General features: G+C 57.2%; 14 protein-coding genes. 5 read left to right on the plus strand and 9 right to left on the minus strand.

Features of this window, described 5'->3' with window-relative positions; genetic code table 11:
* The 5 genes from PSV43_RS11770 to PSV43_RS11790 all read right to left on the minus strand — a co-directional run.
* Positions 1-1,111: hypothetical protein (locus tag PSV43_RS11770; RefSeq protein WP_300197004.1), on the minus strand; the 1,111-nt coding region annotated here is incomplete at its 3' end.
* A 124-nt stretch (positions 1,112-1,235) separates the two neighbouring features.
* Complete coding sequence (locus tag PSV43_RS11775; protein ID WP_300197006.1) at positions 1,236-1,760, minus strand: type II secretion system protein; 525 nt, start codon at positions 1,758-1,760, stop codon at positions 1,236-1,238.
* An 11-nt stretch (positions 1,761-1,771) separates the two neighbouring features.
* Positions 1,772-2,176: a type II secretion system protein gene (locus tag PSV43_RS11780; RefSeq protein WP_300197008.1), complete on the minus strand. Its 405-nt coding sequence runs from the start codon at positions 2,174-2,176 to the stop codon at positions 1,772-1,774.
* A 21-nt stretch (positions 2,177-2,197) separates the two neighbouring features.
* Positions 2,198-2,680 (minus strand): type II secretion system protein, encoded by a 483-nt coding sequence (locus PSV43_RS11785; RefSeq protein ID WP_300197010.1) that lies wholly within the window; start codon positions 2,678-2,680, stop codon positions 2,198-2,200.
* 126 nt (positions 2,681-2,806) lie between these two features.
* Complete coding sequence (locus PSV43_RS11790) at positions 2,807-3,202, minus strand: prepilin-type N-terminal cleavage/methylation domain-containing protein (RefSeq protein ID WP_300197012.1); 396 nt, start codon at positions 3,200-3,202, stop codon at positions 2,807-2,809.
* A gap of 568 nt (positions 3,203-3,770) precedes the next feature.
* Here PSV43_RS11790 and PSV43_RS11795 point away from each other — a divergent pair.
* From PSV43_RS11795 to PSV43_RS11805, 3 genes are all read left to right on the plus strand, one after another.
* Positions 3,771-5,375, plus strand: a complete 1,605-nt coding sequence (locus tag PSV43_RS11795) for a phosphoethanolamine transferase (protein WP_300197014.1) — start codon at positions 3,771-3,773, stop codon at positions 5,373-5,375.
* A gap of 52 nt (positions 5,376-5,427) precedes the next feature.
* Positions 5,428-7,188 (plus strand): phosphoethanolamine transferase, encoded by a 1,761-nt coding sequence (locus tag PSV43_RS11800; RefSeq protein ID WP_300197016.1) that lies wholly within the window; start codon positions 5,428-5,430, stop codon positions 7,186-7,188.
* A 95-nt stretch (positions 7,189-7,283) separates the two neighbouring features.
* Positions 7,284-7,706, plus strand: a complete 423-nt coding sequence (locus tag PSV43_RS11805) for a rhodanese-like domain-containing protein (protein WP_300197018.1) — start codon at positions 7,284-7,286, stop codon at positions 7,704-7,706.
* A 19-nt stretch (positions 7,707-7,725) separates the two neighbouring features.
* Here PSV43_RS11805 and PSV43_RS11810 read toward each other — a convergent pair whose 3' ends face one another.
* The 3 genes from PSV43_RS11810 to PSV43_RS11820 form a co-directional block, all read right to left on the minus strand.
* Positions 7,726-8,574 (minus strand): MBL fold metallo-hydrolase, encoded by an 849-nt coding sequence (locus PSV43_RS11810; protein WP_300197020.1) that lies wholly within the window; start codon positions 8,572-8,574, stop codon positions 7,726-7,728.
* Positions 8,571-9,953, minus strand: coding sequence for an NAD(+)/NADH kinase (locus PSV43_RS11815; RefSeq protein ID WP_300197022.1), 1,383 nt, complete (start codon positions 9,951-9,953; stop codon positions 8,571-8,573). Before PSV43_RS11815 ends, PSV43_RS11810 begins: the two co-directional genes overlap by 4 nt.
* A 184-nt stretch (positions 9,954-10,137) precedes the next feature.
* Entirely contained in the window at positions 10,138-10,641 is a 504-nt protein-coding gene (locus PSV43_RS11820; protein WP_300197024.1) for a ferritin-like domain-containing protein, read from the minus strand.
* A gap of 323 nt (positions 10,642-10,964) precedes the next feature.
* On the opposite strand from PSV43_RS11820, the gene PSV43_RS11825 reads away from it, so the two are divergent.
* Together PSV43_RS11825 and PSV43_RS11830 are read left to right on the plus strand one after the other, a co-directional pair.
* On the plus strand, positions 10,965-11,762 hold the full coding sequence (locus PSV43_RS11825; RefSeq protein WP_300197026.1) for a transglutaminase family protein: 798 nt from the start codon (positions 10,965-10,967) through the stop codon (positions 11,760-11,762).
* Positions 11,763-11,791: 29 nt separating this feature from the next.
* Positions 11,792-12,586 carry a hypothetical protein gene (locus PSV43_RS11830; RefSeq protein ID WP_300197028.1) on the plus strand — a complete coding sequence of 265 codons (795 nt, stop codon included), beginning with the start codon at positions 11,792-11,794 and terminating at the stop codon, positions 12,584-12,586.
* A 69-nt stretch (positions 12,587-12,655) separates the two neighbouring features.
* On the opposite strand, the gene PSV43_RS11835 is transcribed toward PSV43_RS11830, so the two are convergent.
* Positions 12,656-14,278, minus strand: coding sequence for a sialate O-acetylesterase (locus PSV43_RS11835; protein ID WP_300197030.1), 1,623 nt, complete (start codon positions 14,276-14,278; stop codon positions 12,656-12,658).
* Between the last annotated feature and the right edge of the window lie 51 nt (positions 14,279-14,329).

Consider the following 14,329-nt stretch of genomic DNA (forward strand, 5'->3'; position numbering starts at 1 on the left):
CCTGCCGGTTCTGACTCATGCCGGCGTAGTTTTTCAGCAGCGCCACGTAGCGATTGAGCTGGCTTTCCGGCGCGGTCATGATGGTCTTCATGGTGCCGTCCATGCGCGCACGAAACCGCGTGAAACTGTAAAATTTCTCCAGATGCAAGTCTGAGGCGCGGCAGCGGATGGCGGTGAAAAGCGCCCACTGCACGAGCTGCTCCGGTTCGTGGTTGGGATTCTGCGGATTGATCCGCGCCATGTCTTCGGGGGAGATTTCAACGACGCTGGAGTCATCCGCGATGGAGAGCGTGCTCCCCTCCATGGATGCCACCGCACCGGGATCAAAGGTGGCTCCCGCGCGGTTGATGGCCTCACGGATGCTGACGAGATCTGCCAGCACCGGGACGATTTTCACCGACGGATTGCCCATGGAGAGCCATTCGTCCTCGAAGGCGTAGCAGTCGCTGCTCTCACTGAGGAGGAAGACGACCTGCTTGCCGATGTAGAGCGGGTAAACATTATGCCGCTCCAGCAGGGGGATAGGAAAGAAAGTCTGGCGCTGCGCCTCGGTGGCGCTGTAAACCAAGGTGCGGCAGCCGCTGACGAGGTGCTGCAATGCGATGCCCAAATTGCGCTGGACGACATTGAATTGCGTGACTCCCAGGGCCTCCGTCTTGCCGGACTGCGCCTCATAGAAGCCTTTCAGCTTGGTGATCTCAGCCGGTTCATACGGATAGTGCTCGAGGAGCCACTGAAAGGTGCCGTCCAGGCCGAGATCGGAAAACACCTGCGGCTGGAGCTGCTCCATCGCGTTCGACTGCGAGATCGGCATCTGGCCAAAGCGCTGCACCAGATCTTTGCGGGTGTTTTGATACTGCTCGGGTGTGATGAGCACCCGGATTGTGAGGAAGTGTGGCACGCCCCACAGATCTCCGGCCCGTGGATTGTGATGCGCCATGACGAGCAGCGGGCCGATGGTGCTCACGGGGAGCCAAGGGTCCGCCACGTAGGGCACGCGGCCGAGCTTGCGGATGAGCCGCTCCGCATCGGGAGAGCAGCTTTCACGCAGGAGGGTGACGGGCAGCATTCCATGCTGAAGGGCGAGGCCTTCGATGGATTGAATCGCCAAGATAGCCGTCTGCCTCGCCTCAACAATCGTGTTAGGTGGATTACTCACAGCACCAAAGGATTTGGTTGCTAGTGGGTTCATTGGGCTCTGTAATGTGACAGACATTGGGTGTGGCGTGGCTGGCTCAGCGCCCAGCCGTTTTAAAGTTCGGCGGGAACACAAATGCCGTGGTGAAGTCTGTACCTTCGAAATTCATGAGTATTCCCGTGCCGCTCTTTCCTGGTTTGAGCAGTTCAAACAGTTTCCCCGTCCATCGCAGACGATGCACAGAGGCATCGCTGGAGGAGACTGGATTGTAGCGTGGGTCCATGAAGGGGGAGCCCGGCTGTGCGCGTTTGATATTGGGATCGCGATATTGCAGTGTGCGCAGGATGACCAGCTCATCCGCCACGGAGCCATTCATGGCATCAAACAGCAGTTCGTAGTTCTGCTGGGCGAAACGATGCACCGACTGGTTGAGTGTCTCCTGCCGTGACATGGCGAGTGCATCTTTGGAACCGCCTAAAAATTGGCCGAACGACAGCACGGCGATACCAGCCAGCGCGCCCATGATGGAAATAACAATGACCATTTCCGACATGGAAAAGCCATGCTCTCCGCCGGCAGGCAGGAAGGTGGTGCGATGTCCTCGATGTGCGGAGGGGGTCATGCCGGAGTGCGTCAGTAATAAATGATTCCGGTCGGGCTGGAGAGCGAGACCTTGGTCATGGACGTGATGGAGGGAGGAAAAGTGACGGTGTAACCGGACGGCATGTAGGCAGTCAGCGTCGTCTCCGCGAAGCTCAGGTAGTCGCGCAGCAGTTTGTACTTGGAGTCGGCAGATGAGGCCGCGACCCATTCCAGCGCGGCCTGGCTCCGGCCACGCACCTGGATGAAACTCGCCTGCGCCAGATTCAATGACTCCGCACGGGCGATGGCCAGATTGCGTTCGCTGTCACCCCGCATGCGGGTGACGGAAGGGATCGCCATGAAGGCGATGATGCCAATGATCGACACGCAGGCCATCATCTCTACCAACGAGAACCCGCGAATGAACGAGTGAGATTTTGAAGTGGTGGCGTGCATGGTGCTCAGCGGGAGGGCAGATTATTGATTGACCAAGTCCACATGGGGGAAATCTCCGGTCTCCCAGTCAGGCAGGGAAAGGTACTGCTGTGCATTGCTTAAAGCAGCGGTCTGCAGTTGAGAGGCATTGCTCGTGTAATCCGCGAAGTGGTCTGCGGTGGTCTGATCGAGGAAGCCGACGCGCAGATTGGGATCCGGCGAGGATGCATTGGGAGCCAGCAAATTGAAGCGAGCCTGGCTTGAGGCCAGTGCGTTGTAACTGGTGCGGACGCTTTCGAGGCTGCGAAACTGGGCGGTGTTGCTGACGCGCATCTGCGCCATTACCCAAGCGGTCAGGGCACTCTGCACTGAGGCCTGCTGCTGCCGCGCCATGACACGGTGGGCATCTCGCGAGGCATTCGAAATGGCGGCCACCACGATCGATGACATGATGCCGATGATGGCAATGGTGAAGATCGCCTCAACAAAGCTGAAACCTGCCCTTCTCTGTTTGCGAATTGTCATGTTGATAACCAGCGCCGCCTTATTTCCCTGTTGCAAAAAAACCGCCGGGGAGTCACCTCCCCGGCGGACGTGAATCGTCCGAAACTGAAGTATTAAACTCCAGCGCCGAGCGCGTCAGTACCGGTATTAGTAGGAGCCGGGGTTATAGACGACCTGGCTGTTGGCGGAGTCCCAGGTAAGGTAGGCAGCAGCTGCAGCCTGCTCCGTAGGATTGATCGGGCCAGAGGTGAATTTCTTGCCGCTGAAAGCTCCGGTCGAGGGAGTGAGGCCAGCGATCGCTGTGGTGATGAGCGTGGTGCTGCTGAGATCGGTGGTGGGTGCACCTGCTGCGATAGCGGCGTTGAGCACGGAAGCAACGGTCTGCGCATTGCGCTTAGCCGTAGCGTCTTTGGCGCTCGCGTTCAGGTTACCGATGTTCGGGATGGCGATCGCGGCGATGATGCCGATGATTGCGATGACGACGAGCATTTCAACGAGGCTGAAGCCTGCTTTGCGGGAGGTGTTGAGCTTAATGTTTTTCATAGTGTGTTGTGTGTGTGTGGCTGTTGGTATTGCTTCGAGTCGATCAACTCTGTGGAGATAATCAGCCTCGAATTATAAAAATTATAATTCACTGTGAATTTGTATTCAAGATTAATTTTCGTATTTTTTACATTTTCCATACAGTTAACCATCATCCGAACTCCCCTTATGCTTGGCTCCATGGGGATATCGTGTCGGGAGGGGGCGAGTGGGAACGTGTTTGATGCATGCTGTGCAAGAGCATTTAAGAGGTAAAGACCCGTTGATTGAATGCCATTTTTTTGAAATCAGAGAAAACACCTCATGGAGAGAAAAGGAAAGTCAGAATCAGTTTGATCAAAATAAATTTATGGTTATTTTAATATAAATGGATATTAAACAATTTTTCAAAGCGCGCCTACTTCCAGAAATGGTCAGTGATCGCCGCGCCTGGCTTTCGATATTTTTAGCGGTCAATTTGATCAATTTGCCAAATCTGGTCACTTGCTTCATTCCCTGCTTCACGTGGCTGGCCTTAAATCTGTGGATTTTCAGCATGGCATTGACCTTACTGGCCTGCGTTTTCGGCATGCGCGCTCGTCTCATGCTTTGGATTGCAGTGCCGCTGATATTGCTGGTCCCGGCCTGTCTGGCCAGCCTGTTTTCTATTCAGAATCTGCCCACCACGTTCTTGATTCTCGCCCTGCTAGAGACCAACCAAGCAGAACTGAGCGCATTGCAAGTTCCGGTGCTATTTTCGGGTTTAGGCACCCTGATTCTGGTCACGCTGTATGTGTGGTTTGTCAAAACACGGGTGCCCTCCAGCTTTCGACTGGGTCCTGTTGGCCGGGGGGTTATCATCTCATCGCTGCTCATCCCGATCAGCTACGACATACTGGCGCAGGGTCATGTGGTCGGACTCGCTGGTATCAAACAGCGTTGTCTCACCACCTTCCCATGTTCAACTTTGTACGGTGCCTATGAGGCCTTCGATATTCGATCCCGTGTCCAAAACCGCAAAGAGTTGGTGGAAGACCTTGCCCTCAAACAGGAGCAGGCGTTCCAAGATGAGCCGAACCGGCAGGTTCACATGCTTGTCATTGGCGAAAGCGCCACCAAGAGCTGCTTTGGGCTCTATGGCTATGACCGCCAGACAACGCCTCTGCTGGAGCGCACCGCCGGGCTGATGACGTTCCGCGACGTTTCCTGTACTGCCCCATGCACCCTGCTTGCCGTGCCTGCATTGCTCACCGCTGCAACACCGGGCAAATTGCTTGAAGCCACGCGGCAGGCCAGCATCCTCACAGCTTATAAGAAAGCAGGTTTTCGAGTTTACTGGCTTTCGGCACAAAAAAAACACGGCACCTATGACACCCTGACTTCCATTTTTTCCGCAGAGTCGGATGAAGACATCTTCTTGAGTGGACGATTTGATGACAATGGAAGAGGTGCTTATCAAGGTGCATGGGATGCCAGTTTGCTGCCTTTGGTGCGAGGCATCATGCAACGAAAGGAGCCCAAAGTGCTCTTTGTGCTGCACACCATCGGCAGCCATGGACCATACCCGACGCGCTATCCGCCTGAACTTGCCCGATTCCCTGCGGAGCCGCAGACGGTGATGGATACTTTATTTCGTATTTCTCTTGGTGGAGCCAGCACTCCAGAGGAATTGGAACTCGCACAGAACTCCTATGACAACACCATCTGCGCCACGGATTTCCTGCTCGCCAATCTGATCAACGAATTGAAGAACGCGCAGGCCTCCTCCTGGCTATGTTATGTCTCTGACCACGGTGAAAACACCTCCACCGCCCGCTTTGGAAAATTTCTGCACGGCATGATCACGCGTCAGGTCGTGGAGGTGCCCATGCTCATGTGGGTCTCCCCTCTCTATGAGCAGGCGCATGCTGGAAAAGTCGCCGGCTTGAAAGCCCACCTCAACACCCCCTTCAGCGCTTCCTGCACCTTCCACACCCTTCTCGACATGGGCGGTCTCTCCTGCCCAGACTTCAAGAAAGAGAGGAGCAGTGCCTCGCTGCAATTCTCTCCCGGCCCAAGAATCGTGTGCGATGCCAATGGCAACCTCATGGATTATGACGAAAAATTCCCCGTGCGACAGGATGCCGCCAATGTGCCGCCGCCGCAGAGCGCTGAAAAGATTCAACAGATTGCGGCTGGAGTGCAACGCCCATGAGTCGCTCCATCAGTATGAATTGAGATTTTAAAATGCATCATTTATTGGTTTCATGAAACAACGGCCTCTCAATGAATTCACCCAAACCAGCCGCGTCTGGTTTTCGGTATTTCTGGCCCTCAATCTGATCAACCTGCCGAATCTCGTCGCTTGTTGTTACTGGCTGCCCGCAAGCCAGTGGCTTTTCAGCCTGGTCCTGCCCTTGCTTGCCTGCGCATTTGGGATGCGCGTTCGTCTCATGCTCTGGCTGGCGATCCCGTTTATCCTGCTGGTCCCTGCCTGCCTGGCCTGCCTGCTCTCCATTCAAAATCTGCCCAGTACCTTTTTGATTCTTGCCCTGCTTGAAACCAATCAAGCCGAGCTTTCAGCCTTTCAAGCTCCGGTGATTATGACGGGATTAGGCACACTTTTGCTGCTAGCCCTCTACGTCGTCTTCGTCAAATCACGAGTGCCCGCTGATTACCGGCTGGGCCTCGTCGGGCGGCTTTTGGTCTTTTTCACCTTGCTCGTCCCAGCCGTCTGGGACCTGACATTCTATGGTCAAATTGTCAGCGTGGGGGCCATCAAGGAGCGTTTTCTTTCCACATTTCCATCCTCCACTCTTTACTATGGCTATGAGGCGCTGAGCATTCGCTCTCGGGTTCAGAATCGCCAAGATCTGCTGCAACAATTAACGGTCAGCCAAGAGCCGGAATTCCGCAATGATCCGCACCGTCAGGTACATATGATGGTCATCGGTGAGAGCGCGGCTAAAAGCTGCTTCAGCCTCTATGGCTACGAACGCGAAACCACCCCGCTTCTGGAGAAAACACCTGGCCTGCTGCCGTTCCGCGAAGTTGCCAGCACCGCCACGGTCACCCTGGTGGCCGTCCCCACATTGCTCACCTCTTCGCCAGCAGGCAAAGTGATCGAGGCCACACGTCAGCCGAGCACTCTTTCAGCCTACAAAAAAGCAGGCTTCCGTGTTTACTGGCTCTCGGCTCAAAAAAAACACGGCACGTTTGACACTCTGACCTCCATTTTTTCCACGGATGCGGATGAGGCTGTTTTTTTGGGGGGCAAAATCGACCTTGAAGGAAAAGGCATCTACGATGCGACAGATGCCAGCCTACTGCCCTTGGTTCGCGGCATTCTCCAACGCAACGAGCCCAAAGTGCTTTTCGTCCTGCACACCATCGGAAGTCATGGCCCCTACCCTGCACGCTATGCACAGGAACAGACCCGATTCCCTGCGCCCAAAGAGGCGGTTACGCTTGCCTTGCAGCGTATCCGAAGCGGCATGGCTGGCGATCCTCAGGATTTGGAACTCGTCCAGAACTCGTATGACAACACCATCTGCACCACGGATTTCCTGCTTTCCAGCCTCATCAGCGATTTGAAGCAAATTCAAGCCTCTTCCTGGCTGTGTTACATCTCTGACCACGGTGAAAACACCTCCAAGGCCCGCTTGGGAAAATTCATGCATGGGATGGTCAGTCGGCAGGTTATTGAGGTGCCGATGCTTATGTGGGTCTCTCCCCTGTATGAGCAGGCCCATGCAGGCAAGATGGCTGGCTTGAAAGCCCACCTCAACACTCCCTTCAGCGCCACCTGCACCTTCCACACGCTGCTCGACATGGGAGGCCTGTCCTGCCCGGACTTCAAACCCGAGTGGAGCGCCGCCTCCCCTCGCTTCGCTCCCGGCCCGCGTCTGGTCTGCGATCCCAAGGGAACCGTCATCGACTACGACCAAAGATTCCCTGCCCGCCAAGATGTCAGCCAAGTGCCACCGCTGCAGACGCAAAAGCTTGCCCCGAGTGTGACAGGCCCTTGAGGCATCCGCTTCCTTCCCCCAGCAAAGGTCTGTGAGTTCCGCTCGCCAACTCGCCACAAGGAGGCACATTTCAGCACTTCATGATCTCTCTTCTCATGCCTGCGCTCCTGATCTTCGGGCTCTGCACGACTGCCTTCGCAGCCGTGCCTCCCGGCAACCCGTTGCTACCACCGGCTGTGGTTGTTCCACCGGACATCCACGAGATCGCGCCGGATCAGGTGATGCGCCAGATGGTGGATCACCCAGAGACGGTGATCATCGACGTCCGTACAGAGGATGAGCGGCACACGCGCGGCTACATCCTCAATTCACTGAACCTCGACTATTTCCTTGGCCAGAGAACGCTGGAGGCACTGGGCAAGCTCGACAAGACCAAGCCCTGCATCGTGCATTGCGCGATCGGGGGCCGTGCGCAGTTCATCGCCGTGCAGATGCATCAACTCGGCTTTAAAGACATTTTCTTGCTCAAGGGCGGCTTCAACGCTTGGGCGGCCACCGGGCAGGCCATCGCGAAATGATGGAGGACAGGCCGGAGGCCTATCCTCCACGTTTCATTTCCAGATGCTCGCCACATTGCAGCACGCAAAAGGGCTGATCGAGACGATTGCAGGAGTCCACAAATTCGTCGGGCGTTTCGGTGTTGAACTCAAACATGTCGTAATGGCAGGGAACGACGAGCCTTGCTTCACCGACTTTGCCAAGTGCTGCGGCCTCGGTGCCGTTGAGGTTTCCCGCCACGCGGCGCTCGGGTCTGTTGCCATTGATCGGCAGCAGCATCAGATCGCAGGCGTACTCACGCGCCATTGCAACGATGTCATCGTGCCAAAGCGTGTCGCCGCTGTGGTAGATGGTGAACGGTCCGCAACGCACCAGAAATCCGGTGTAGTGGCAGTTGTCATGCTCATCACGCAGCACTTCATTGTGTTTGGCAATGATGCCGCGCAGCTCCCAGCGGTCTTCGAAATACACGTCATGATCCCCGATGCCGCAGTAGCTCACGCTGACTTCTCCCAGCCGCTTTCGCGCCTCGGGAATGATGGGGTGCGGCAAGTAGAGCCGGAAACCTGGATTCGCCGCCGCGAGCGGCACCAGCGTGGCAGCGTCCAGATGATCTGTGTGTAGGTGGCTCGCCGTTACACGGCTGATGCCGGTGAGCCGGCGCGGGTCGATGCAGCGCTCCGTCATCCGCACATGCGGCTTGTCGGTGGCGGCGTACTTTGCCGTCAGTGAATCGGAGAGGTAGGGGTCAACCAGGAGCCGCTCCCCTGCCCACTGCACGAGGAAGCCACTCTGCCCCAGCCACCAGACATGCAGCGTGTCTTCGTCCGTGGAAGCTGCAGCGATGTCCGCGAGGAGTGCGTCGTCTTTTTGAAAGGCTGATATCATGCACCGAACTGGATGGCTGCGATTTTTTCCGCCATGTCATGGCTGGCGCAGAAGACCAGCTCAGCAGCCGCAGCACGCGACAGCCGCGCATGCAGCGCCACCACGCGCCCCATGCTAAGGCCGTCCACATACGCCTGTACGGGACGGTGCTTGGGGTCGATGTTGCGGATCTCCACCGTGGTGTCGGGAGAAAGCAGAGCGCTGCGCCAGTGCGCAGGTTGAAGTACATTGGAGCCCACAAGCAACCATGCTGGCGTATCCGCCAGCAGCGGTGCCGCCCCCATGCTGCGCGCGTAGGCTGTCGATCCGGCGGCGGTGGCCACGAGGGCCCCGTCGCACACGAGTTTGGGAATACGACGCACGTTGTTCACTGTGATCTCCAACCATGCGGATTGGCTGGTGGCGCGCTCCAGCCATGAATCATTGAATCCATGCGCAGGGTGCCTGCGCCCCTCTTCGTCCTCAAATTCGAGGAAGAGCATGGGCATTTGACGAAAAATGACATCGCTCGGCGGAAAGGAATGTGCCGTTACTTGTTCCTGCGCATTCAGCAGAAAGCCGAGGTGCCCGGCATTGATGCCAAAGAACGGCAACCGGGTACGCCAGTGCTCGCGGATGCTGCGCAGCATGGCGCCGTCCCCCCCGATCACGTTGATGAAATCGGCATCTCCAGCGGCCACATGCCTGCCATCCAGCAGGGTGCTCAGCGCACGTACTTTGGGGATTTCGACGTCCGCCTGCAGAAAAAATTTCGCATCTTCCAGCGTCCCCCGCGCCCAGTTCCCCGGCACCGGTGCGCGATAGAGGCCGTAACGCGCCAGGTAGGCCTCCGCCCGTGGCGGCACCAGATCACGCACGCACTTCCCATGGCTCAAATGCTCGCGGATCTCTGTGCTGGAGCCTTCCACCAGATGCTCGATAAGCTGGGCGTGCGGTGGCAGATCATCGGCATGCAGCGTGTAGCCGGGCCGTTTGAGCACGGCAAAATTTGCCTGCTCCCACAACTCGAGGCCATGGGCCCAGGTCCGCTGGATCAGCGACTCTCCGCTTGCCCCCCCCGTGACCAGATCGGCACCCACCACATGCCACAGTTCCCCTTCGGCTTCAAAGCGCCGCTGCAACTCGTAATTCCGCGTGAAGGTCTCCTGCTCGAAATCGGAGAGATCGACCGTCACTTTGGCCAGACCGCCGAAGACGATGTCCGCCAATGCCGCCCGATACACTGAAGGCACGCTGTCGGTGACCGGTTTGTCTGGCCGGGGGCCGCATGGGATCACCCGCACTTCGTCAAAATCCTGCGCTAGCCGCAGGGCTATAGCGGCATGGTGGTTCCCTGGGGGATTGAAGCTGCCTCCAAAAATGGCGATGCGCTTGGGCATGCCGCACGGTGCCAGTGGTCCAAACGAGTGCAAGCTGTGAGAAGGCGTCGTTTAATCGAGGCGGGGTCCAGATTGGAACGCAGTGATGTATAGACACGGGCGTGAATACCAGGTGAAACAAAAAGCCGTGCCATCCGGTATGGACAGCACGGCTTGTGCGGGGAGAGGTGGAAACGGGAGCTGATTATGCATCAGCCAACGCTGCGGCCTCTTCATTCACCGTGGAGGTGGCGAGGTCGGTCAGCTTTTCGTCCGTCTGCTTTTCTTCTTCCAGGGTTTGGCTCAGGAGGTCCGCTGCTTCGTCATAGCCGAGGCGAATGGCCAAGGCCCGTGCGGTGCCGTAGCCGGCAATTTCGTAGTGCTCGACCCGCTGGGCGGCACCGATGAGTCCGGCGTCACGGACGGCATCTTCAGCGTCCTCGCTTATGAGCTCGCAACCTTCTTCAAGGAGTCCTTCCATGGCCTTGCACTTGTGGCCGGCGAGCTTGAAGTCGCCCGCTTTGGCGATGGTTTCAAGCCTGGTGACGTGGTTGCGTGTTTGCTCCAGGTGCTCTTCAAAGCCGGAGCGCAGTTCTGCATTGGTGGCGGCCTTGGCCATTTTTGGCAGAGCTTTCACGAGTTGGTTTTCGGCGCTGTAGAGATCTTTGAGTTCTTGAACGTAAAGATCGTGGAGGGTGTTGAGTTTCATGGTTTGTTTATGTGTGGTGTTGGACTGGGGTCGTTGTCTTTTTCGAGAGTAACAGCTCTTTCGGCCGTATGTGGAGCCCCCCTGATGATCGCTTCATGCCGTTGCTGTAGGCATTGACGGAATTTAAGCCTCTCGCTCACATGCGTCGGCTATTGGGGAAACCGGTGAGGACCGCAGACAATCTTCCCTGTGACAGTTTTGCGTTTCACACTTGCTGGGTGTTCTGACAAGACCGCGAGTCGGTAGTGCAACGATAAAAATGCAAGAACTGCACGCTGATTTGTCCATCCCCCAGCATGGGCAGTTCCCCACAATACCATCTCATGATCCTCGACGCCTCCTGCAACCTTGAATATGTGATCCACGAAGAGGTTTCGGCTATATTCATGCTTCGGCCCCGCAGTGGGTGGGCACAGTGGATCATGCGAGAGGACTTCGCGCTTACACCCCGCGTACCCGTTGTGGAATACATGGACCTCTACGGCAACTGCTGCCAGCGGATCGTGATGCCTCCCGGCAATTTTCATTTCTCGATGAAATGCCGGGCATGGGCGCCGGATGATCTGGACAGCAGACCTCTGGCCCCCCTGCAGTCTGTGGCGCAACTGCCCGTGGAGGTGCTGCATTACCTGCTGCCAAGCCGCTACTGCCAGTCTGACAAGCTGGGTAGCATCGCGAATTCCATCGTAGGCACAACGCCGCACAATCACCACCAAATCTCCCGCATCCGCACGTGGATCAATGAAAACATCTCCTATGAGCGAGGTTCGAGCGATTCGTCCACCTCTGCGCTGGAGACGGCAAACACGCGACGCGGCGTGTGCCGGGACTTTGCGCATTTGGGCATCGCCCTGTGCCGCGCGATCAATGTGCCTGCGCGCATGGTGGTGGGTTTTGTGCACGAACTGGAACCGATGGACCTGCATGCGTGGTTTGAGGCGTACATCGGCGGGCGATGGTACACCTTTGATGCCACGGAAAACAAGTCATGTGTCGGGCGGATCGTCGTGGCCTATGGGCGTGACGCGGCGGATGTGGCGCTGGTGTCGCTCTTCGGAAATTTTACATGCACGTCCATGCGTGTAACCGTCGAAGAAGTGGTGGAGGCCGTGGAAAAATGAAACGCTGAACTGCCTTACCCCATCCAATCATGTCCTATTGTCTTGGCATCAACACAGCAGACGGCCTTGTGCTGGCTTCAGACTCACGCTCCAGCTCCGGTGCCGACCAGGTGAACACCTGCCAAAAGATGCACCAGTTCAGCATTCCAGGGGAGCGCGTCTTCGTCATTCTCACCACGGGCAGCCTATCGCTGAGCCAGTCCATCATCACGCTGCTGAGGCAGGATTTTGATGCAGGGCTGGGGCTGGCAGCCGTAGCGAACATGTATGAGGCGGCGCGAGTGCTGGGTGCTATGATGCGCCGCATTTCGGACCTGGACCGGGCAGCGCTGGAGAAGGACAATTTTCGCTTCAATGTGAACCTGATCCTGGGTGGTCAGATCTTGGGCCAGCCCCACGAATTGTACATGGTCTATCCTCAGGGCAACCCGCTGCGCTCCACGCCGGACGCGCCATTTCTACAAATTGGGGAGAGCAAGTATGGCCGCCCGATTCTTGACCGGGGGATCAGCCATCACAGCACAACCATCTACCAGTCCGCAAAATACGCGCTGCTCTCGCTGGAGGCCACAATGCGCTCCAACGCCACAGTAGGCCCGCCAGTGGACCTCCTGCTCTACCAACTTGATGGTCTGCAGGTGACACACTACCGCCGCTTCTACAGCCAGGACATGGATCTGATCGAGATCCACAACGCGTGGGAGAAAGCGCTGCGCAACGCCGTGCATCAGCTACCGGAGATTTGTTTTGACGGTGGTGATGCCCGCTCTTCCCCACCCTACCCCGAAGCTGCAGGATGGCGGGAATCGACGGAAAAGAGCTAGCGCGGATTATGGTGCTCTCTGCAGACTGAATGGCTCACATTGAGCGCCAGCCTATTCCAGGCTGCCTCTTCATGGCTTGAGTGTGCCAGACTTCGGTGGGAGGGATGCATTGTCCATCGGCCAGTCATCAGTCCGAAAGGGAGCCGCAGGCAAAGCCGAGCCATTGATCAGATTGACATCTGGATTGTTAGCCCAAGCGTAGCGCACGGCCACGGGCTTTTGAATGCCAGCATGAGACACAATGATCTGCTTCCCCTCGATGCGTGCTTCCGCCCACTGCCAATGCTTCGTCTCATCGGCAATGGCAAAACCCTTCACGGCTACGCTGCCGTCTGCTGTCTTGAGTCCATCAGCATGCTGAAAATGCACCACCACTTTTCCGTCCTGAATGGCGTGACTTTCAAACTGCGGTCCACTCCACTGGATCTTCTCGCCATAGACCTTCGCCCGGGCCCACAGAGCGAGTCGATGACCGATCTGCTGTTTGTTGGTGGGATGAATGTTCGCGGCGTCGCCGATGTCGAGATTGATGGTCATGCCGGTGTGTGGCGTGGCTTGCGCCTTGGCCTGAGCCTCCCGCAGTCGCGCCCAAGTGGAGGGAGCCATGGGGTCAGTCTCGCGCTTTTGGAAATTGGGCAGTTGCACCCAAGCGAAGGGCATCTCCGCACCCCAACGCGTGCGCCAGTCACGGATCATGAGCGGAAGCTGAATGGCATAGAGCGGGCCGTTGCCTGCATTGGATTCGCCCTGGTACCAGATCACGCCACGCATCGCGAAGGGGATCAAGGGTGCGATTTTGCCATTGAACAGATTGCCGGGACGGTTTGGGTTGAGCGGATCGCTGCCTACGTAGGCGGGCTGGCGAGGTGCGGGTTTCTTAGCCGCGAGTGCTGCCTTCGCAGCATCCTGCCATTGTTTTTTAGAGGCATCGTTCTTTGCCCGGTTGTCCGGCTTCTCGAACAAATCCACATCCTGCTGCCAGCGCTTCAGCAGCGGCTGCAGTTGGGGTTCCTTCTGCATGGCTTCCATGCTGGTCCAAGATTCAATCGTGGTGCCACCGACCGATGAATTGATCAATCCCACAGGCACCTTCAGTGTCTGGTGCAACTCCCGGCCAAAGAAATAAGCAGCGGCAGAAAAATTCGCAATCGTACGAGGAGAACAAGCCTGCCACACGCCCTGGCACTGCTCCTGCGGCGTCGTGGCCGTGAAGGACTGCACAAAGAACATGCGAATTTGGGGGAAATCTGCAGCGGCCATTTCCTTTTCAGCGCCCGCCACGCCTTTAACCGTCATGGCCATGTTTGACTGGCCGGAACAAAGCCACACTTCACCCACGAGCACATTCCGGACCACCACCGTACTTTGGCCGGAGACACGGAGGATTCTAGGGTCGATGCTCGCGGGCAGCGGATTAAGAACCACCTTCCAGCGGCCATTTTTATCAGCCTTGGTGATCTTGGTCTGATCCGCAAACTTCACATTGATCTCGTGCCCTGCCTCGGCCAAGCCCCACACGGGGATGGGCTGGTCACGCTGCAGCACCATGTGATCTTTAAAAATGGCGGGCAGAGTGACTGTGGCGTGGGCGCAAAGCGTCAGGCCAGTGCCAAGAATTACCATCAGGCAGGTGCGCATGACACGCGAAGGGAGCTGGTTCACAGGACGATTGAGTTCGGAGCATTGTTTCATGTTTAAGTCTATACGCCGCGCCTGCGGCCAATTCCTCAGCGATTGGAAAGC

Source organism: Prosthecobacter sp., assembly GCF_029946185.1.
Lineage (GTDB): Bacteria > Verrucomicrobiota > Verrucomicrobiia > Verrucomicrobiales > Verrucomicrobiaceae > Prosthecobacter.